This is a genomic window from Buttiauxella sp. AC142 (assembly GCF_979253435.1).
The window spans coordinates 3,674,456-3,693,444 of sequence record NZ_CEEDCH010000001.1 but is presented as its reverse complement, the minus strand read 5'-3'; the positions used below and the strand labels follow the sequence as shown (position 1 = coordinate 3,693,444).

Sequence of the window (18,989 nt, the reverse complement as noted above, 5' to 3'; positions counted from 1 at the left end):
GGCGTTCTGGTGAGCCAATCAATCAGAGTTTTTCGCCGTTGCTGGCAATCACTTCTTTGTACCAGTTAAAGCTCTTCTTGCGCGAACGGGACATATCGCCAGTGCCATCGTCGTGTTTGTTCACGTAGATAAAACCGTAGCGTTTGTTGTACTGACCGGTGGTGAAGGAAACGCAGTCAATGCAGCCCCACGGGGTGTAACCCATCAAATCCACGCCGTCGTACGTGACCGCTTTCATCATCTCTGAAACGTGCGCTCGCAGGTAATCGATGCGGTAATCATCATTGATTGAACCGTCTTCTTCGACGGTGTCGTAAGCACCAAAGCCGTTTTCGACGATAAACAGCGGTTTCTGGTAGCGTTCATACAGTTCGCACAGCGCGTAACGCAGGCCAACCGGGTCAATCTGCCAGCCCCAATCGGATGCTTTCACAAACGGGTTCGGCACGCTGCCCTGGAAGCCAGATAATGCATCGCCAGTGCCGCCTTCTGCTTTCACTGCATTGGTCATGTAGTAGCTGAAACCGAGATAATCACACACGCCTTCACGCAGGATTTGCTCGTCGCCGGCTTCCATTTTGATGTTGAACTCGCGGCGTTCCCACTCGTTTAACACATAAGACGGGTAGTAGCCGCGCAGTTGCACGTCGGTAAAGACATAACGCTCACGCATTGATTCCTGCGCGTACATTTGATCTTCTGGTTTGCAGGAGAACGGATACAGCGGCACCATCGCCAGCATGCAGCCGATTTGCATTTCAGGGTTGATGCGATGACCAATCTTCACCGCCATGGCGCTTGCCACAAACTGATGATGCAGCACCTGATACATCACTTCTTCTGGGTTGTCGTGCTCGGTGTAAACCACGCCAGAGCAGCAGTAACCGAACAGCGGCGCACGCCAGTTGCGCTGGTTATTGATCTCGTTAAACGTCATCCAGTACTTCACTTTGCTCTTGTAGCGTTCAAACACTACTTCGGCAAAACGAACAAAGAAATCGACTACTTTACGGTTAGCCCAGCCACCGTATTCGGTCACCAGGTGGTGCGGCATTTCGAAGTGGGAAAGGGTGATCACCGGCTCGATGTTGTATTTCAGCAGTTCGTCGAACATGTCGTCGTAGAACTTCAGACCTTCTTCATTAGGTTGCAGCTCATCCCCTTTTGGGAAGATACGCGTCCAGGCAATAGAGGTGCGGAAGCATTTGAAGCCCATTTCGGCAAACAGCGCGATGTCTTCTTTATAACGGCCATGGAAATCAATGGCTTCGTGGTTTGGATAAAATTTACCAGGGACAACTTCCTGGGTGATTTCACGCGGTACACCGTGCGAGCCGCCGGTCAACACATCACAAATACTTGGGCCTTTACCTTCTTTGTTCCAGCCACCTTCAACCTGGTGCGCAGCAACCGCGCCGCCCCATAAAAAGTCTTTTGGTAAAGTCAGTTTCTTCATATTTTTTAATCTCACTGTCAGGGCCAGAAATAATGTGCGATACATCACAAAATGGCAGTGCGTTAATAAGCTCTGTTCTGGAGTCTAACAAACGAGAATTAATTGTCACGATATAACAAATCACCGGTAATGTGATTTGTTACATAGAAAAAACAGCCTGTTTTTTTATGCCATTTTTTTAGCCAGTTTACGGCCAATGGTTTCTAAAATATAAATAACAGGGATTTGTGTGGTGATGTCATAAACCCCGCCGACGCGAGTAAGCGGAATATGCCAGGAAATATTAAAATCGGCGAGCCTTGCCAGAGCTGAGTTTTCGTGGCTGGTGATGGAGAGCACCTTGCAGTTATGCAGGCTGAATTGGCTGGCGAAGCGCAGGATCTCTTCGGTTTCACCGGAAACGGAAAGCACAATCGCCAGCGCGTTTTTCGCCATGTCATTGGTGACAGGAAAATAAGGGTCATCAATATGGTTACTAAATTTACCGACGTTAGAGAAGAAGCGAGCGCCATATTTCGCTAATGCGCCAGAGGTGCCTGCGCCAACAAATATAATTCGTTCTGATGAACAAATAATATCAACGGCCTGGTCAATTAAATTATCAAACTCTTCATTATTAGTGCTTTTAAAAAAACTGATGATTTCGCTTGGGCCAAAATTAACTAACTGCTCGTCATTTTGCTCAAGATATAATTTAAAGCGCACACGAAATTCAGAATAACCTTCACAGTTTAATTTGCGACAAAAGCGCAGCACCGTGGTGGTGGAAACGCCCGCCGCATCGGCTAACTCGCGAATAGTCATGTACATCACTTTGTCGCGGTTTTTGATGACAAAGTTATAGACCATCATTTCCAGGCCGTTTAGCCTGGCAATTGCTGCATGAGTGAACATTAAATTAACCAGCCTTTTTCGTGCGCACAAGAGTGATAACTAACGACATAGTGCCATATTTCGCCTCAGCTTTCGCCCCCGCAGGGACTTCATCAGCCAGGCAAATGTGTCTGTGGTGTATGAGTATGGTTATCAACTCTGACAGATTTATTTTAGCGTACAGGTGTTAGCTGGAATTATTCTCAGTTATGCTAGCTGTGATGTATTTTCACTCTTTTGTCTCACCGGGAGTTGCCACATGGCTGACAAACCATTGATCGCGAAAGGATATTCACTGGCAGAGGAAGTTGCCAACAGTATTAGCCACGGTATCGGGCTGGTGTTCGGGATTGTCGGGTTGGTTTTGTTACTGGTCCAGGCGGTGGATAGCAACGCCAGTGTGACGGCGATAACCAGTTATAGTCTGTACGGCGGCAGCATGATTTTGCTGTTTCTGGCTTCAACGCTGTATCACGCCATTCCACATCAACGCGCCAAACGCTGGCTGAAGAAATTTGACCACTGCGCAATCTATTTGCTGATTGCCGGGACATACACCCCATTTTTACTCGTTGGTCTTGATTCACCTTTGGCCCGAGGGCTGATGATTGTTATCTGGGGACTGGCTCTGGCGGGTATTCTCTTCAAATTAACCATCGCGCATCGCTTCAAAGTTTTGTCGCTCGTCACTTATCTGCTGATGGGGTGGCTATCGCTGGTAGTGATTTACCAGATGATCATTAAACTCGCGCCGGGCAGCGTAACGTTGCTGGCTGCGGGCGGTATAATTTACTCGTTAGGCGTTATTTTCTACGTCTGCAAACGTATTCCGTACAACCACGCCATCTGGCACGGATTTGTACTGGGCGGCAGCGTTTGCCACTTTCTTGCAATTTATTTATACATCCATTAATCAACCGTCGCCCGCTTGAGCAGGGCGACGGCGGGTTCTTTTACTCGTCTTCTAATGAATAAGGCAGTCGCTCAATAACAAGCTCACTGCCAACATCATCACGAACACGCAGCACGCTGTCGGCTTCCAGATCGTTATTCATCACCACCTGCACCAATACGCGCCCATCATCAAGCTGACTTGCAGCCAGCACGGTGCCAGTACGACGCCAGTTTTCGCCCATTTTCAGCTCGAGATCTTCCCCCGCTTCCGGCAGACGGCTGGCTTTGCCTGCGAGGAACCACAGCGCACGTTTATTCGCGCCACGGAACTTCGCACGGGCAACCATTTCCTGGCCTGTGTAACAGCCTTTTTTGAAGCTGATACCGCCAAGTGCCTGAATATTGGTGGCCTGCGGAATGAACTGCGCACTATTTGGAGCATCAATGACCGGAATACCCGCTTCGATCTCTAGCGCCAGCCATTGTTGGCTATCATTGCGCTGCGCTTCACCGTGTAACTTTTCAGCCAGCGCCTGCGCGGTAGCCTCATCGGTGACCAGCATGAAACGCTCGGCAGGGAGGTTAAACCACAGAAGGGTGGTGGCATCTTCCTGAACGACCGGGTTTTCTGCATCAGGCAGTGCGGCGAACACATTTGCCAAAGCGGCGCGCGCCTGGAAACCTGCCACGCCCAGCAGTACGCTTTCGTCATCAGGTGTGATAGTGACTTTGGAAAACACCGCGTATTTTTTCAGTTCAACAAGCTGCGCGTCGCGCAGATTACGGCGCTCAATCAGTGAAAACCCTTCGCCGCGGTGGAACAGGCGCAGGTTGCTCCACATTTTCCCTTTCGCGTCACAGTGGGCGCAAAGTGTGTGCTGGTTTGGTGTCAACTGCGCAACGTCAGCAGTGACCTGGCCTTGCAGATAGGATTCTGCATCTTTGCCCGTCACGTTTGCCAAAGCCCAATCATCAAGAGTCATGAGAGTTAGCGGCAGGCGGGCTGCGGCCGTAGGCTGACGTGGAGGAAATGGAGTGAAAGCCATAGAGATGTCCCAGGTTATTGAGCAGAGATATGGCTCAATGGTAAAAGAGCCATTTGGCAATGCAAGCAGTTTGATCATGCGAATTGTGCGCTTACGGGAATTCTCGCAAGGTGAATGCAACGACAACACGTTGCAAATTATTCTCTCGAGAAAGTGCGCAAACGGTAACATTCAGTTAATGCGTGCAATAAAAACACGTTACACTAAGATTTGTACCTTCTTTATCAGATAACCAGGAAAGAGCACATGGATATCAATAACAAAGCCCGAATTCATTGGGCGTGCCGCCGGGGAATGCGCGAGCTGGATATTTCAATTATGCCATTCTTTGAATATGAATATGACTCGTTAAGCGCTGAGGATAAACAATTGTTTGTTCGCTTGCTGGAAAGCGATGATCCAGACCTGTTCAATTGGTTAATGAATCATGGCAAACCGGCAGATACAGAGCTGCAACGGATGGTGACACTGATTCAGACACGGAATAAAGAACGTGGTCCTGTGGCAATCTGATCTTCGCGTCTCCTGGCGTGCACAATGGCTTTCTCTATTGGCCCACGGTCTGGTCGCACTGTTTGTGCTGCTGATGCCGTGGCCGATGAGCTACACGCTAATCTGGATGCTACTACTTTCGCTGGTGGTTTTTGACAGCGTACGTAGCCAGCGCCGTATACATGCCTGCCAGGGGGAAATGAAAATCCTGACCGACTACCACCTGCGTTGGCAAAATCAGGAATGGGAGATCGTGGGTTCACCCTGGATGCTACGTAGCGGCATGATGTTGCGCTTACGCCGCGTTGGGCGTAAACGCTGTCAACATCTATGGTTGTCTGCCGACAGCATGGATACAAGTGAATGGCGTGATTTGCGCCGCCTGATGCTGCAACAGCAAGCCAGCGGCAGAGGTCAAGTCTGAGCGGTTTTCAGGCAAACTTCTCGGCCATTTCTACAAGAATTTGATCACACCAGTTTTCGATTCGCTCATCGCTTAAATCGTATTGATTGGTTTCATCAAGTGCCAGGCCTACAAACAGCTGTCCGTCAGCAATCACCGGTTTTGGGCTAGTAAATTCATAGCCTTCAGTTGGCCAGTAGCCAATAAACTGAGCGCCGCGTGGGGCAAGTTTGTCGTGCAACATACCCAGCGCATCCAGGAACCATTCGCCGTAGCCAAGTTGATCGCCCATGCCATAAAGCGCAACCGGTTTGCCTTCAAGATTCAGATTATCCAGTTGATCCCAGACGGCTTCCCAGTCTTCCTGTAATTCGCCGAAATCCCAGGTTGGGATACCGAGAATCAGCACATCGTACTGTTCCATCATGGCCGGTGAATCATCTTTCAGATTGTGAAGTGTCACCAGTTCCGGGCCAATGATGTCACGAATTTTTTCGGCAGCCATTTCGGTGTAACAAGTGCTGGAGCCATAAAAAAGGCCAATGTTCATCGCGTTAATAACTCTTTTAAAAACGTGCAGACTGGCAATTGTATCAGATCCCATTGTGCATCATGCATAATGGACACAATTCGCCAAACGCGGGGCAAGTAAGTGAGGCAGCAGTGGAACAAGATCAGGCCCGAATCGAACAATTTCTTGATGCGCTCTGGCTTGAGCGGAATCTGGCACAGAACACATTAGACTCCTACCGCCGGGATCTGAAGATGCTGGCGGAGTGGCTTGAACGCCATGATTTAGATTTGCTGAATGTCCAAACGGGCGATTTGCAGTCGCTATTTGCTGAGCGTCTTGAAGGCGGCTATAAAGCAACAAGCTCGGCACGAATGTTAAGTGCGATGCGCCGGTTGTTTCAGTATCTCTACCGCGAAAAACTTCGCGATGACGACCCCAGCGTGATGCTGTCATCGCCAAAATTACCGCAGCGTTTGCCGAAAGATTTAAGCGAAGCGCAGGTCGAACGCTTGCTACAAGCACCCTGTATTGACCAGCCTATCGAGTTACGTGATAAAGCCATGCTCGAATTATTGTATGCTACCGGGCTGCGTGTTTCCGAATTAGTCGGCCTGACAATGAGTGATATGAGTCTGCGTCAGGGTGTAGTGCGAGTTATTGGTAAAGGTAACAAAGAGCGCCTGGTGCCGATGGGTGAGGAAGCAGTTTATTGGGTAGAAAACTACCTTGAACACGGTCGGCCGTGGCTGCTTAATGGCGTGTCGATTGATACCGTTTTCCCCAGTAATCGCGCGCAACAAATGACGCGCCAGACATTCTGGCACCGCATCAAACATTACGCGGTGCAGGCGGGAATCGACAGCGAGAAGCTGTCCCCCATGTTCTCAGGCATGCTTTTGCGACGCATTTACTGAACCATGGCGCAGATTTACGAGTCGTACAGATGTTGCTTGGGCATAGTGATTTGTCCACCACACAAATTTATACGCATGTAGCGACTGAGCGGTTACGCAAGCTACATCAACAGCACCACCCACGTGCGTGAGTGGCAGAAGATAAAGGAATCATCATGAAAAAGCGTTTGTGGCTGCTCCCATTATTAGCGGTCTCTGTGTCCGGTTTTGTTCATGCTGACGACGCAGCAATCAAGCTGTCTCTTGCGAAGTTAGGTGTGCAAAACGCTGACATTCAGCCAGCACCTGTTGCGGGCATGAAAACGGTACTAACCGATAGCGGTGTTCTGTATGTGACTGAAGACGGTAAACATTTCATTCAAGGGCCGCTGTACGATGTCAGCGGTGCGCAGCCTGTTAACGTCACCAACAAACTGCTGGTGGGTAAACTGAACGCGCTCGAAAAAGAGATGATCGTCTATAAAGCGCCACAGGAAAAACACGTTATTACTGTGTTTACCGACATCACTTGCGGCTATTGCCACAAGTTGCACGAAGAGATGAAAGACTACAACGCGTTGGGGATTACCGTGCGTTATCTGGCCTTCCCACGTCAGGGTCTGCAAAGCCAGACAGAAAACGACATGAAAGGCATCTGGTGCGCAAAAGACCCTAAAAAAGCCTTCGATGCGGCGATGAAAGGTGAAACAGTGACAGGTGGAACGTGTGATATGAACATCGCCAATCATTACAACCTCGGCGTGCAGTTTGGTATCCAGGGAACGCCGGCAATTGTACTGAGCAATGGCACCGTTATTCCTGGCTATCAAGGGCCGAAAGAGATGAAACAAATGCTGGATGCCCACCAGCAGCTTACGAATATTGGCGGGTAGTTGACGGGTGAAACAGCAAACACAACTTCGCCGTCGTACCGTTGATGAATCTGTCGTGCTGCCTCAGCAACTGCATCCACTCTTAAAGCGCCTGTATGCCAGTCGCGGGGTGCAGGGCGAGCAAGACCTCGAACGTAGTGTGAAAGGCATGCTGCCCTGGCAGCAACTCAACGGCATGGATAAAGCCGTTGAGTTGTTACACAACGCATTCCGCGAGGGTTTGCGCATTATCGTGGTCGGCGATTTTGATGCTGATGGTGCAACCAGCACCGCGCTGAGCGTGCTGGGGCTGCGCAGCCTTGGTTGCCAAAATATCAGTTACCTCGTTCCAAACCGTTTTGAAGATGGTTACGGTTTAAGCCCTGAAGTGGTGGATCAAGCTCATGCGCGCGGCGCGCAAATGATTTTGACCGTCGATAACGGCATCTCATCTCATAGCGGCGTTGAACGCGCTCATGCGCTGGGAATTCCTGTGGTGGTGACTGACCACCACTTACCGGGGCCAGAGTTGCCAGCGGCAGAAGCCATCATCAACCCGAATCTGGTCGATTGTGAGTTTCCATCAAAATCCCTTGCAGGAGTCGGTGTTGCTTTTTATCTGATGCTGGCGCTTCGAGCGCATTTACGCGAATGCGGCTGGTTTGAACAGCAAGGTTTGGTGGTTCCAAATCTGGCAGAATTGCTGGATTTGGTTGCATTAGGCACCGTCGCGGATGTGGTTCCCCTCGACACCAATAACCGTATTTTGACCTGGCAAGGGCTGAGCCGCATTCGTGCGGGGAAATGCCGTCCTGGCATCAAAGCGCTGCTTGAAGTTGCGAACCGTGAACCCCAAAAACTGGCCGCCAGCGATTTAGGTTTTGCTTTAGGGCCGCGTCTGAATGCGGCGGGGCGGCTGGATGATATGTCAATCGGCGTTGCGTTGCTGCTCAGTGAAAACATCGGCGAAGCGCGCATGCTTGCCAATGAACTTGACGCGCTAAACCAGACGCGCAAAGAAATAGAGCAGGGGATGCAGGCCGAAGCGCTGACCCTCTGCCAGCAGCTTGAACATAGTAACGATGAATTGCCGTATGGCCTCGCAATGTATCACCCTGAATGGCATCAGGGCGTAGTCGGTATCCTCGCATCTCGTATTAAAGAGCGCTTTAACCGCCCGGTTATCGCCTTTGCGCCAGCGGGTGACGGCACGCTGAAAGGCTCCGGGCGTTCAGTGCAAGGTTTGCATATGCGTGATGCACTCGAGCGCCTTGATACCCTGCATCCTGGCTTGATGCTGAAATTCGGCGGCCATGCGATGGCAGCGGGTTTATCGCTGGAAGAAGCGAAATTTGAAGAGTTCCGTAAGCGCTTTGGCGATTTGGTAGGCGAATGGCTTGACCCCGCGCTGCTGCAAGGCGTGGTTTGGTCTGATGGTGCCATTACTGCGCAAGAAATGACGCTGGAAACCGCCGAGCTATTGCGTGATGCCGGGCCGTGGGGGCAGATGTTCCCCGAGCCGCTGTTTGACGGTAAATTCCGTTTATTGCAGCAACGGCTGGTGGGTGAACGCCATCTGAAAGTCATGGTGGAGCCTATCGGCGGCGGCCCGCTTATCGACGGGATTGCCTTTAACGTCGACACCGCATACTGGCCAGATAACGGCGTGCGCGAAGTCGAACTGGCTTTCAAGCTTGATGTAAACGAGTTTCGCGGCAACCGCAGTGTTCAGCTTTTAATCGACCATATCTGGCCGATATAGCCAACCAAAACTATAAAAAGCGGCGTAATTCCGGTAAACTTTCCGGTTTACGACCGCATTTTCGTCTTCTGTCATCAACATAAGATAATACAGACCATGTTTGAAATTAACCCGGTAAAAAACCGCATCCAGGACCTCACCGAGCGCAGCGACGTTCTTAGGGGGTATCTTTGACTACGATGCCAAGAAAGAGCGCCTGGAAGAAGTAAACGCAGAGCTTGAACAGCCTGATGTGTGGAACGAACCTGAGCGCGCGCAAGCGTTAGGTAAAGAGCGTTCTGCACTGGAAGCCATTGTCGATACCTTAGACCAAATGACTCAGGGGCTGGAAGATGTTAACGGCTTGCTGGAATTGGCCGTCGAAGCCGACGACGAAGATACCTTCAATGAAACCATTGTTGAGATAGACCAACTCGAAGCCAAACTGGCGCAGCTGGAATTCCGTCGCATGTTCTCCGGCGAATACGACAGCGCGGATTGCTATATCGACATTCAGGCAGGTTCTGGCGGCACCGAGGCGCAAGACTGGGCCAGCATGTTGATGCGTATGTATCTGCGTTGGGCAGAAGCGCGTGGCTTCAAAACTGAAATCATTGAAGAGTCTGAAGGTGAAGTCGCCGGGATTAAATCCGTGACTATTCGCATTCAGGGTGAATATGCCTTTGGCTGGTTGCGTACCGAAACTGGCGTGCACCGCCTGGTGCGTAAAAGCCCATTCGATTCCGGTGGCCGTCGCCATACCTCCTTTAGCTCCGCTTTCGTGTATCCAGAAGTGGATGACGACATTGATATCGAAATCAATCCAGCGGATCTGCGTATCGACGTTTACCGTGCATCGGGCGCTGGTGGTCAGCACGTTAACCGTACAGAATCTGCGGTACGTATTACCCACCTTCCGACCAATACCGTGACTCAGTGCCAGAACGACCGTTCGCAACATAAGAACAAAGATCAGGCGATGAAGCAGATGAAGGCGAAGTTATACGAGCTGGAAATGCAGAAGAAAAATGCTGAGAAGCAGTCGCTGGAAGACAACAAATCGGATATCGGCTGGGGCAGCCAGATTCGTTCTTACGTACTGGACGACTCCCGTATCAAAGACTTGCGTACTGGTGTAGAAACCCGTAACACGCAGGCGGTACTGGATGGCGATCTGGACAAATTTATCGAAGCAAGTTTGAAAGCAGGGTTATGAGGAACCAACATGTCTGAACAACAAGAGCAGGGCACCGAAGCGGTTGATCTTAACAATGAACTGAAAGCACGCCGCGAGAAGCTGGCTGGCCTGCGTGAGCAGGGCATCGCTTTCCCAAATGATTTCCGTCGCGATCACACCTCTGACCAACTGCACTCTAACTTCGACGCGAAAGAGAACGAAGAGCTGGAAGAGCTGGGCATCGAAGTAGCCGTTGCGGGCCGTATGATGACGCGCCGTATTATGGGTAAAGCGTCTTTCGTGACTCTGCAAGATGTCGGTGGCCGCATTCAACTTTACGTTGCCCGTGATGATTTGCCAGAAGGCATCTACAACGAGCAGTTCAAAAAATGGGACCTTGGCGATATCCTGGGCGCTCGCGGCAAGCTGTTCAAAACCAAAACCGGTGAGCTTTCAATTCACTGTACTGAGCTGCGTCTGCTGACCAAAGCATTGCGTCCGCTGCCAGACAAATTCCACGGTTTGCAGGATCAAGAAGCGCGTTATCGACAGCGTTATTTGGATTTGATCTCCAACGATGAATCCCGCAAGACCTTTAAAATTCGTTCTCAGATCATGGCTGGCGTCCGTAACTTCATGGTTAACCGTGGCTTTATGGAAGTTGAAACTCCAATGATGCAAGTCATCCCTGGTGGTGCTTCTGCGCGTCCGTTCATCACCCACCACAATGCGCTGGACATCGATATGTACCTGCGTATTGCGCCGGAACTGTATCTGAAACGTCTGGTTGTAGGTGGCTTCGATCGCGTCTTCGAAATCAACCGTAACTTCCGTAACGAAGGCATTTCTCCGCGTCATAACCCAGAGTTCACCATGATGGAACTCTATATGGCGTATGCGGATTACAAGGACCTTATCGAGCTGACCGAGTCTCTGTTCCGTACTCTGGCACATGATGTGTTGGGTACAGCACAAGTTCAGTATGGCGAAGAGGTGTTTGATTTCGACCAGCCGTTCGCAAAACTGACCATGCGCGAAGCTATTAAAAAATACCGCCCGGAAACCGATATTGCGGATCTGGACGATATGGCTAAGGCTCTGGAAATCGCAGCGGCTATCGGCATCAAAGTTGAGAAGAGCTGGGGCCTGGGCCGCGTTGTGACAGAAATCTTTGAAGAAGTGGCTGAAAGCCATCTGATTCAGCCGACCTTCATCACCGAATACCCGGCAGAAGTTTCTCCACTGGCGCGTCGTAACGACGAAAACCCAGAAATCACTGACCGCTTCGAGTTCTTCATCGGTGGCCGTGAAATCGGTAACGGCTTCTCTGAGCTGAACGATGCAGAAGATCAGGCTCAGCGCTTTGCAGACCAGGTTTCTGCAAAAGATGCAGGCGACGACGAAGCAATGTTCTTCGACGAAGACTACGTGACTGCTCTGGAGCACGGCTTGCCGCCAACAGCGGGTCTGGGCATTGGTATCGACCGTATGGTTATGCTGTTCACAAACAGCCACACCATCCGCGACGTTATCCTGTTCCCGGCCCTGCGCCCGGTTAAGTAAGTGGTACTCGTTCCTCCCTGCGTCACTGCGGGGAGGAACATCTTCTTTTCAGTTAATGTATTCCGAGGATTAGTTTGCGCAAGGAAAGCACAGTCAGAAAATGGTCACTCAACGCCATCGTCCTGCTCCTGGGCCTGTTTCTCGTCGCTTGCTCATCAAACAAAGCGAGCACTTCTAAAGCCTCCGCAGGAAACTATAGTGGGCCGGTTTACACCGTTAAACGTGGCGACACACTCTATCGAATTTCACGCATGACCGGCTCAAGTGTTGGCGAGTTGGCGCGTCTTAATGGCATTTCCGCGCCTTATACCCTGGAAGTCGGGCAAAAGCTTCGCGTTAAAGGCAGCTCCGGTTCTTCCTCGAAGAAAACGGCGGTGGCGAAAACATCCAAACCACGTTCATCTTCGACCAGCAGCGTTGCCAAAGTGGCAGCACCTCCTGTGGGATCAAAATGCTGGCGCTGGCCGACAACGGGCAAAGTGATCGTGCCGTTCTCCAATAGCGATGGCGGCAACAAAGGCATTGATATCGCGGGCAAACGCGGGCAACCCATTTACGCCTCTGCCGCTGGCACCGTGGTTTATGTCGGCAACCAGCTTCGTGGCTACGGCAATCTGGTGATGATTAAACATAATGAAGATTACATCACCGCCTACGCCCACAACGAAACGACGCTTGTGAACACCAGCCAAAAAGTGGCTGCCGGGCAGAAAATTGCCACCATGGGCAGCAGCGGTTCAGATTCTGTGAATCTACATTTCCAGATTCGCTATCGCGCGACCGCTATTGATCCGCAGCGTTATTTGCCTCCTGCGGGCAGTAAACCTTCCTGCTAATGATTAAAAGCCAGAATTAATCTGGCTTTTAATAAATCCCCTCGCGCTTGATCTCTGTCACGCATTACCCTGGTGCTCGGCGCGGTTTGGTTCACCTTCCTGCCGTTAGTACTACGCGAAATACGCGCACCTGCCGCCTGAATCTCACGCTCATCTGAGCGGGACGGTGAACCAGGTGGGGATTATGCTCGGAGCGATAGCGGACCCGTTCTGCAAAGCTCGTGGCTATCATTATAAAAACTGGCTATTTAGCACCAGCATTGTGATGGCGATTACCACTTTTATCATGCTGTTCGCGACCAATGACATCCTGATTCTGGTTTGTTCGTTCCTGACCGGTTTTGTGTTTGCGAACTGGTTTGCCTTTATCTTCTCGATTCCAAAAGAGACGTTAAAAGGCGCGAATACGTAAACCGTGACCTACACCATGTCGACATTCTGGGTATGCACGTTTGTTATCGCTACCGCAAATAGCCAGCTAATTGGCTGGTCTATCGATGCAACCGGAGGGTTCACCATGGGCTTCATTTGGGCATTTGCGTTAATGGTTGTCTCTCCAATCGTGGCGCTGTTTGTGTTCCCGAAAAAGAGCTGAGTCAGGCTTAATGAAACAGGGGAAACCAATAGTTTCCCCTGCTTAATAAAAACAATCGCTTAATAATCCATCACATAACTTAAAAGGCGCTTGCCAGTAAAAGCTGAACGTCTATAATGCCTACGCACTTCAAAGCGGGTGTAGTTCAATGGTAGAACGGCAGCTTCCCAAGCTGCATACGAGGGTTCGATTCCCTTCACCCGCTCCAGATCTCTCCCCTTGTGGCAAAACTTCATTATATTTCGTTTTGCTATCAACAACTTACTAAAGATAAGTTGCCTCGTTCGTTCTACCATTGAACGACAAAGTACCAACGGGGGGTACACTGTTAGTTGTCACGGATAGTTACTATGGAAATGAGAGTATAACTATTCGTCGGCGGCAGTTCCAACTTCACACCACGATAATCCAACGTGAAGGAAAAGCCTGATCCGGGCATTGATTCTCATAAACTTTCAGCAAGCGCATTTAAGCCCGATGATCTCTTATGCCATACGTCGTGATGACGTTGCAGAGAATAAACAGGTCTATGGTGGTTCGTACCTGCACACGAAATGCAGGCTCTGCCAGCGTCTCAGCCACGCTCCTTTATGGGAACACGGTTATCCTGATAAATGCTTGTTGTCTGACATAACCTTGATGCTGTCGCTACGCTCCGCTTGCTGTCTTACCACCAACGGGGCTTATTGGCTTCTATTGCCTTGATTTAAGTATGGTATCATCCAAGGAAAATCTTAAAAGAAGGGTGGTTTATGGGCTGGTCTTCGTTGGTTAGGATAACCATCGGTACATTTCTATTAGCTGGGTTGTCGTTCTCTGCATACGCGAAGAATTGCAAGAAAGGTATACCATGCGGTAATTCATGTATTGCAGCATGGAAAACATGTGGCGGTAGTTCGCGTTCATCTTCTACTTTTAAAAATTACTCTTACCCGTCATCTTCTCTTCATAGTTCAATCCCTAAATCCTCTTCACATTCCCCATCAGCTAAGGTTGACGGTAAAACTACGGCTTCAACCGAGAAAACTTACCTCTGTCAGTATGCTATTGCAGCAATACAGAATGGCAGAACAGGCGCTTTACGTGTGCTGGGTAGTGCCGAGGTGACGTTGTATGTAGATAGCTTCAAAGCTAACCGTTTAAACGGTACATACCTGCTCTCGCCAAAGCTGAAAACTAACGGCAAGTTGATGATGGCAGATGATAAAAGCAAAGTGTACGCCTATGATTCGTGGCTGATGAACTTTGCAATTAGTGACCGCATCGCAAGAAGCACTGAACAATGGGATCGTTGCAAACTGGTTCACAATAAATAAACTCAATTCGTGGGGATGGAATGAAAAAATTACTAATGGCTTTCGTGATTCTAACTTTACCTGTGCTCGCTTTTGCTAAGGGGGTGGGTTATGGAAATACTAAATGGGATATGAATCCGTCAGAAGTGGTTGCAGCTCAAGGCAATGGGGCGCACCTCATCTCTCCAGAGAAATTTAAAGGTAGTGTTGGTAAGGTACGAATTGATACCGTATCAATCGGTAGCGGTCTTTACTCAGTCACCTTCCTTTTCGATTCATCTGATCGTCTTGTCCAAACGAATGTATCCAGCCACGAAAAGAAAAATGAAGGCATCGTTGCTCGTCAATTTGGAACCTTAAATCAACTATTAACTCAGAAGTATGGTAAGCCTGAGTTTTCGGATCCAAATAAAGCAACCTGGAAACTTCCTGACACCACGGTTGAGTTAAGCCAGATGGTCATTTCTGGGATTATGGCCCAAACAGTAGTTCGCTACATTCCAAACAGTAAGGTAGCAAACGATACTTCTAATCTTTAAGTTATAATCGCGTTTGAGGGTGTCGATATAGGGTTCTTTGAAGGTATGTATTATAAGGAAAAAGAGGAGAGCTAACTCTCCTCTTTAAATATTTTACTAACCTGCTTTGCGATAAGAATCGCGCACACCATCGCGGTAACCATCAGCAAAAGCTGCCTGTGGGCTTTTATGGCGCACAGTCCCTGCTTGGCTTTCTGGCAGTGAGCAAAGATCTACCCATAACTGACCGGTGCGAGAGAATCCTGCTCGATAACCTTGGTCATAAGCACAACCACAACATTTATGACGACCTTCGCCGCCTTGATCATCCGGTAAATTATTGAATTTAAAATCATAACGGTGCTGCTTAGAACAAATGGTCATGGTCATTTACCTATTGATTGATACTAAGGGTTTACATGACCAACCAAGCCTGGCACAATCAAACCGTCAAAAATGAAGGCGAGGCTAACAGTCGTTATGAGTCTGCAAACTCATGGTGGTCATGCTTCTAAAGCCGGATTTACTTATAAAGTGAGTCCGGTTTTTTTATGCCTGTAATTTAGTGTCAGGCACTACATATAGTGGTTACGACTAATCATTGCACTATATGATGAGTATTCTAATAAGTAATTGTTTGAGAACAAGTATTGATTTCGAGGAGGTTTTAAGGTTTTGACAAGTAGAATTTCGCTAAGCCCATGTCACATAAGGCCTGGGACAATTGTCAATGGGATGCAAAAAAAATGAAATTTATGATCGAGTGCAGATTTCTTAAACTTAATGGATAATTGTGCAACTTGAGGTTGCCAGAAATCCGCAGAGTAAACGTTTAAAGGGGGATGTGCATCACTCCCAAATGTTTGCAAGGGCAGCGCCCACGCTCTTAACGTCGATTTTCAGGTAGTTCATGGTGACTTTAGGATCGGAATGGTTCAGCGTCTTCATGGTTAAGGCAAGATTCCCGTTAGATTTCTCATAAACCGCAGTTGCAGAAAACTTGCGGAAGCTATGACAACCTACAGTGCCTTTGATCCCCACATTCTCCGCAGCCTGTTTGATCTCACGGTTCACTTGCTCACGGCTTACAGGGGTTTTTCCTGATGCTCGGTTGCTATGTGACGTGAAAACGTATTCGTCTTTCGGGAATGCCTGGCGGCGGCGTTCAACAATCTCCCACACCTTTGCAGGAATGATTATTTCCTTCTTTTTACCCGTCTTACTCTCCAGCACTTCCAGCGTGTTTCCTTCCTTAAATTGGCTGAACTTCAAATTCACCGTATCCCCTACACGTAAACATAAAGAGGCCATAGTGATCGCTACATCTGCGAATAGGGGTATGCTAACGGGTTTGTGCTTATTGATAATCACAGAGGGGAGGATAGGGATTATGAATGGTATTCATCAATGCCTGGAATTGTAGTGGCAAGTGCAACGGCCACCAACATGAAAAAGTAACGCCGGATAAGCGGTCATAGATTTTGGGGAGCTGAGGCTCCCCTGTATTGTTTTAAATTGTTAAATAAACCTCAATTTATTGTCTGAATGCTCTCAATCGGTGCGGGTTTACCAATCAAATAGCCCTGCACATAATCTACGCCCATGCGGAATAACGTATGGCGAATCTCTTCGGTTTCAACAAACTCCGCCACCAGGGTCATATTCTTCATGCGCGCCAGTTCGCAAATGGACTGCACAATCTTGTAATCCATTTCGCTGGAATTGATTTTGTGTATAAAACTGCCATCAATTTTGAGAATGTCGGCACGCATATTTTTCAGGCGAGCATAGCTGGCATAACCGGTGCCAAAATCATCAATGGCAATTTTGCAGCCCAGGCGGTGCATCGCATCCAGCGTTTTTTCTGCCTGCACATTATTGGTCAGTTCATCTGTTTCCGTGACTTCCAGGACAATCTGCTCAGGAGCAATTCCATGCTGGATTAACAGTCTTTCAATCAGCGCTGCCATGTCTGCGCGACAGATAGAGGCAGGAGTCAGGTTTATGGCAAAGCGTTGGTTTGGCAGCGAGTCACGATTTTCATCCATAAACTTCATCGTGTTGTTTAACACCCACAGATCAATGCTGGAAGACATGCCAAATTCATGTGCCACCGGCAGGAAGGTATCCGGGAAGATAATCTCGTTATTGTTACCCCGCATCCGCAGCAGCACCTCATGGTATCGATCGCCATTTTTGCTCTCAATGGGTTGAGCCATCAATACGAATCGATCTAATTCGAGCGCGTGCTGAAGTTGATTCATCATATCAACTTTGGTTTTAACCTGGTTTTGCACCTGGCGGCTGCTGTGTTTTCTCATATCGACAGGCAGGTTGGTGGTGAGCGAAATTTCTGCCAGTGCGCGGAGTTCGCCAATCAACATATACAGATGGCCGACGGGGTAATTAATGATGCAGTAGCTACAGCCGATTTGCGGGTACAGTTTTACGCCGTCACGAATGAAACGGAATTTTTTGGCTTTGTTATAAAGCTCGGCAATTCGTTTTTCGGCATTCAATGGGGACATACGAACGATTAAGTCATGGCCTGAGCTAATATAAATTCGCTCATCTTCTTTTAGCACGGGTTTTAAAAACTGAGCCAATTGCTGTTTGTATTGAACCTGCATCAGCAGACCATAATGGCGGCCTAGCAACTCGAGATCCGGAGCATAGAGTTGGCACAAAATTGAGATAGTGTTCTGTTTTAAATCGGCATCGAGGGCAAGCAAATTTGGTAGGTGAACGACAGGATCAATGCTCATTAACCTTTTGGTTTTTACATTCAAAGCCCGCTGGCGAGAGATATTTATCGCCATTAATGTGATGGTTATTGAAAATGCAGAGAAGCAAGAGGTCGCGATCGCTAGATGCAAATCGAAATCACCACCACTGGGTATGTAGCTCTGATAATATTTGCACAAAACAATAACGATCGCCCACCATACGATAGAAACAGCGGCATGTCCCAGTCGCAACGTTGCCCATATCATTACGGGTAGCAATAATGTCAGCGTGTAGACTGAATTCATCAGCATTAGCGTATGATTTCTTTCATAAATCATGAGCGCTGTTAACATCGTTAGAGAACCGAGTAAACAAATAAGCTCAACAACGCGCAAGTCTTCTGCAAGCTGATGACGAACTTTTTTTCCATACTTAATTAAATAGAAAGGATTTCGGATAGAGCGAATAACCAGATAAAGCATTGGCAATCCGATCATATTTCCGACCAGCATGGCGTGATAATTAATTAATGTACGTGTAGTGAAAGGGTTTACGTACATCATCTTGTCATACCCTCCAAATAACCCCAGGTAAAGCACCGCCTGGAAATAATTTAAGAAGAGAGTGGTGTTAATAAATACTAACCAAAATATACGCTGCCAGGTCAAGTTATAACGCCCGAAACTTGCCAGACCTTTCTTACCGGTGAAGTAGTAATACCCGGCGCAGCTAATGACGATCGAGGTGAAATAATGCAAAATCGACATCAGTGCAGGTTCAAACCCCCTGTCGGGATACACCCGGGAGAATATGCAAAGAGCGATTCCTGGAATGGCCTTTACACCATACATCATGGTAAGGACCGTCATCAGCGCCATATTGAAATAAATGAAAGGAATGTCAAACCCGTCAACAATACCGTAGGTACTCAGGCGCTGCGTGATGGGATAGAGTATGAACGGGAGAATTAATGGAAGTGCCCACCAATTATCTTTGTATTTGTTGTACAACGAAGAAATTTGCATCATCAATGTCTGCTTTTATACACAAATTCCAGATTCTGGAATGATTAACAAGCATCCATTGCTTAAGAG

At 48.7% G+C, this 18,989-nt stretch carries 19 protein-coding genes, 1 tRNA gene and 1 pseudogene; 14 read left to right on the top strand and 7 right to left on the bottom strand.

The window, feature by feature from the left end; genetic code table 11:
• Nucleotides 1–22 precede the first annotated feature (22 nt).
• Nucleotides 23–1,456 (bottom strand): 6-phospho-beta-glucosidase, encoded by a 1,434-nt coding sequence (locus AC0IWZ_RS17105; RefSeq protein ID WP_471678849.1) that lies wholly within the window; start codon nucleotides 1,454–1,456, stop codon nucleotides 23–25.
• Between the two features lie 165 nt (nucleotides 1,457–1,621).
• Nucleotides 1,622–2,350: a MurR/RpiR family transcriptional regulator gene (locus tag AC0IWZ_RS17100; protein ID WP_034498249.1), complete on the bottom strand. Its 729-nt coding sequence runs from the start codon at nucleotides 2,348–2,350 to the stop codon at nucleotides 1,622–1,624.
• A 238-nt stretch (nucleotides 2,351–2,588) separates the two neighbouring features.
• Between AC0IWZ_RS17100 and trhA the strand changes: the two genes are divergently transcribed.
• Entirely contained in the window at nucleotides 2,589–3,242 is a 654-nt protein-coding gene (gene trhA, locus AC0IWZ_RS17095) for a PAQR family membrane homeostasis protein TrhA (protein ID WP_034498239.1), read from the top strand.
• 40 nt (nucleotides 3,243–3,282) lie between these two features.
• Here trhA and ygfZ read toward each other — a convergent pair whose 3' ends face one another.
• Nucleotides 3,283–4,269 (bottom strand): tRNA-modifying protein YgfZ, encoded by a 987-nt coding sequence (ygfZ, locus tag AC0IWZ_RS17090; protein ID WP_172893284.1) that lies wholly within the window; start codon nucleotides 4,267–4,269, stop codon nucleotides 3,283–3,285.
• A gap of 246 nt (nucleotides 4,270–4,515) precedes the next feature.
• On the opposite strand from ygfZ, the gene sdhE reads away from it, so the two are divergent.
• Nucleotides 4,516–4,782, top strand: coding sequence for an FAD assembly factor SdhE (gene sdhE / locus AC0IWZ_RS17085; protein ID WP_034498232.1), 267 nt, complete (start codon nucleotides 4,516–4,518; stop codon nucleotides 4,780–4,782).
• Nucleotides 4,763–5,185: a protein YgfX gene (locus AC0IWZ_RS17080; protein ID WP_034498230.1), complete on the top strand. Its 423-nt coding sequence runs from the start codon at nucleotides 4,763–4,765 to the stop codon at nucleotides 5,183–5,185. The genes sdhE and AC0IWZ_RS17080 overlap by 20 nt, the downstream gene beginning before the upstream one ends.
• A gap of 7 nt (nucleotides 5,186–5,192) precedes the next feature.
• Here the strand turns inward: AC0IWZ_RS17080 and fldB are convergent, their stop codons facing one another.
• On the bottom strand, nucleotides 5,193–5,714 hold the full coding sequence (fldB, locus tag AC0IWZ_RS17075) for a flavodoxin FldB (protein ID WP_115631760.1): 522 nt from the start codon (nucleotides 5,712–5,714) through the stop codon (nucleotides 5,193–5,195).
• Nucleotides 5,715–5,827: 113 nt separating this feature from the next.
• Here fldB and xerD point away from each other — a divergent pair.
• The 11 genes and pseudogenes from xerD (at nucleotide 5,828) to AC0IWZ_RS17020 (ending at nucleotide 15,189) form a co-directional block, all read left to right on the top strand.
• Nucleotides 5,828–6,723 (top strand): annotated as a pseudogene (xerD, locus tag AC0IWZ_RS17070) (site-specific tyrosine recombinase XerD).
• A 24-nt stretch (nucleotides 6,724–6,747) separates the two neighbouring features.
• Complete coding sequence (gene dsbC, locus AC0IWZ_RS17065; RefSeq protein WP_471678850.1) at nucleotides 6,748–7,464, top strand: bifunctional protein-disulfide isomerase/oxidoreductase DsbC; 717 nt, start codon at nucleotides 6,748–6,750, stop codon at nucleotides 7,462–7,464.
• Nucleotides 7,465–7,471: 7 nt separating this feature from the next.
• Nucleotides 7,472–9,205: a single-stranded-DNA-specific exonuclease RecJ gene (gene recJ / locus AC0IWZ_RS17060; RefSeq protein ID WP_471678851.1), complete on the top strand. Its 1,734-nt coding sequence runs from the start codon at nucleotides 7,472–7,474 to the stop codon at nucleotides 9,203–9,205.
• A 96-nt stretch (nucleotides 9,206–9,301) separates the two neighbouring features.
• A protein-coding gene (gene prfB / locus AC0IWZ_RS17055) for a peptide chain release factor 2 (protein ID WP_115627376.1) occupies nucleotides 9,302–10,400 on the top strand; the annotation gives its coding sequence in 2 pieces (ribosomal slippage) (nucleotides 9,302–9,376 and nucleotides 9,378–10,400; 1,098 coding nt in all).
• A gap of 9 nt (nucleotides 10,401–10,409) precedes the next feature.
• The gene (lysS, locus tag AC0IWZ_RS17050) at nucleotides 10,410–11,924 is read left to right on the top strand and encodes a lysine--tRNA ligase (RefSeq protein ID WP_471678852.1); all 1,515 of its coding nucleotides are present in this window, start codon (nucleotides 10,410–10,412) and stop codon (nucleotides 11,922–11,924) included.
• A 74-nt stretch (nucleotides 11,925–11,998) separates the two neighbouring features.
• Nucleotides 11,999–12,760, top strand: coding sequence for an amidase activator ActS (gene actS / locus AC0IWZ_RS17045; RefSeq protein ID WP_034498217.1), 762 nt, complete (start codon nucleotides 11,999–12,001; stop codon nucleotides 12,758–12,760).
• Between the two features lie 184 nt (nucleotides 12,761–12,944).
• Nucleotides 12,945–13,172 (top strand): hypothetical protein, encoded by a 228-nt coding sequence (locus tag AC0IWZ_RS17040; protein WP_471678853.1) that lies wholly within the window; start codon nucleotides 12,945–12,947, stop codon nucleotides 13,170–13,172.
• 15 nt (nucleotides 13,173–13,187) lie between these two features.
• Entirely contained in the window at nucleotides 13,188–13,355 is a 168-nt protein-coding gene (locus AC0IWZ_RS17035) for a hypothetical protein (RefSeq protein ID WP_471678854.1), read from the top strand.
• Nucleotides 13,356–13,489: 134 nt separating this feature from the next.
• A tRNA-Gly gene (locus AC0IWZ_RS17030) sits at nucleotides 13,490–13,563 on the top strand.
• 544 nt (nucleotides 13,564–14,107) lie between these two features.
• On the top strand, nucleotides 14,108–14,671 hold the full coding sequence (locus AC0IWZ_RS17025; protein ID WP_471680507.1) for a hypothetical protein: 564 nt from the start codon (nucleotides 14,108–14,110) through the stop codon (nucleotides 14,669–14,671).
• A gap of 20 nt (nucleotides 14,672–14,691) precedes the next feature.
• On the top strand, nucleotides 14,692–15,189 hold the full coding sequence (locus tag AC0IWZ_RS17020; RefSeq protein ID WP_471678856.1) for a hypothetical protein: 498 nt from the start codon (nucleotides 14,692–14,694) through the stop codon (nucleotides 15,187–15,189).
• Between the two features lie 96 nt (nucleotides 15,190–15,285).
• On the opposite strand, the gene AC0IWZ_RS17015 is transcribed toward AC0IWZ_RS17020, so the two are convergent.
• The 3 genes from AC0IWZ_RS17015 to AC0IWZ_RS17005 all read right to left on the bottom strand — a co-directional run bounded on the left by AC0IWZ_RS17015 (nucleotide 15,286) and on the right by AC0IWZ_RS17005 (nucleotide 18,923).
• A complete protein-coding gene (locus tag AC0IWZ_RS17015; protein WP_425338985.1) occupies nucleotides 15,286–15,558 on the bottom strand; it encodes a hypothetical protein in 273 nt (90 codons plus the stop codon).
• 459 nt (nucleotides 15,559–16,017) lie between these two features.
• The gene (locus tag AC0IWZ_RS17010; RefSeq protein ID WP_471678857.1) at nucleotides 16,018–16,479 is read right to left on the bottom strand and encodes a tyrosine-type recombinase/integrase; all 462 of its coding nucleotides are present in this window, start codon (nucleotides 16,477–16,479) and stop codon (nucleotides 16,018–16,020) included.
• Nucleotides 16,480–16,697: 218 nt separating this feature from the next.
• The gene (locus AC0IWZ_RS17005) at nucleotides 16,698–18,923 is read right to left on the bottom strand and encodes a sensor domain-containing phosphodiesterase (protein WP_471678858.1); all 2,226 of its coding nucleotides are present in this window, start codon (nucleotides 18,921–18,923) and stop codon (nucleotides 16,698–16,700) included.
• Nucleotides 18,924–18,989: the final 66 nt, after the last annotated feature.

Excerpts from the sequence above, each read along its gene's own strand:
- AC0IWZ_RS17035 (WP_471678854.1), top strand. The coding sequence starts at position 13,188 with ATGTCGACATTCTGGGTATGCACGTTTGTTATCGCTACCGCAAATAGC.
- AC0IWZ_RS17020 (WP_471678856.1), top strand. The coding sequence starts at position 14,692 with ATGAAAAAATTACTAATGGCTTTCGTGATTCTAACTTTACCTGTGCTC.
- AC0IWZ_RS17040 (WP_471678853.1), top strand. The coding sequence starts at position 12,945 with ATGCTCGGAGCGATAGCGGACCCGTTCTGCAAAGCTCGTGGCTATCAT.
- AC0IWZ_RS17015 (WP_425338985.1), bottom strand. The coding sequence starts at position 15,558 with ATGACCATGACCATTTGTTCTAAGCAGCACCGTTATGATTTTAAATTC.
- fldB (WP_115631760.1), bottom strand. The coding sequence starts at position 5,714 with ATGAACATTGGCCTTTTTTATGGCTCCAGCACTTGTTACACCGAAATG.
- sdhE (WP_034498232.1), top strand. The coding sequence starts at position 4,516 with ATGGATATCAATAACAAAGCCCGAATTCATTGGGCGTGCCGCCGGGGA.
- AC0IWZ_RS17105 (WP_471678849.1), bottom strand. The coding sequence starts at position 1,456 with ATGAAGAAACTGACTTTACCAAAAGACTTTTTATGGGGCGGCGCGGTT.
- dsbC (WP_471678850.1), top strand. The coding sequence starts at position 6,748 with ATGAAAAAGCGTTTGTGGCTGCTCCCATTATTAGCGGTCTCTGTGTCC.
- ygfZ (WP_172893284.1), bottom strand. The coding sequence starts at position 4,269 with ATGGCTTTCACTCCATTTCCTCCACGTCAGCCTACGGCCGCAGCCCGC.
- AC0IWZ_RS17100 (WP_034498249.1), bottom strand. The coding sequence starts at position 2,350 with ATGTTCACTCATGCAGCAATTGCCAGGCTAAACGGCCTGGAAATGATG.
- AC0IWZ_RS17025 (WP_471680507.1), top strand. The coding sequence starts at position 14,108 with ATGGGCTGGTCTTCGTTGGTTAGGATAACCATCGGTACATTTCTATTA.
- lysS (WP_471678852.1), top strand. The coding sequence starts at position 10,410 with ATGTCTGAACAACAAGAGCAGGGCACCGAAGCGGTTGATCTTAACAAT.
- AC0IWZ_RS17005 (WP_471678858.1), bottom strand. The coding sequence starts at position 18,923 with ATGATGCAAATTTCTTCGTTGTACAACAAATACAAAGATAATTGGTGG.
- AC0IWZ_RS17010 (WP_471678857.1), bottom strand. The coding sequence starts at position 16,479 with ATGGCCTCTTTATGTTTACGTGTAGGGGATACGGTGAATTTGAAGTTC.
- trhA (WP_034498239.1), top strand. The coding sequence starts at position 2,589 with ATGGCTGACAAACCATTGATCGCGAAAGGATATTCACTGGCAGAGGAA.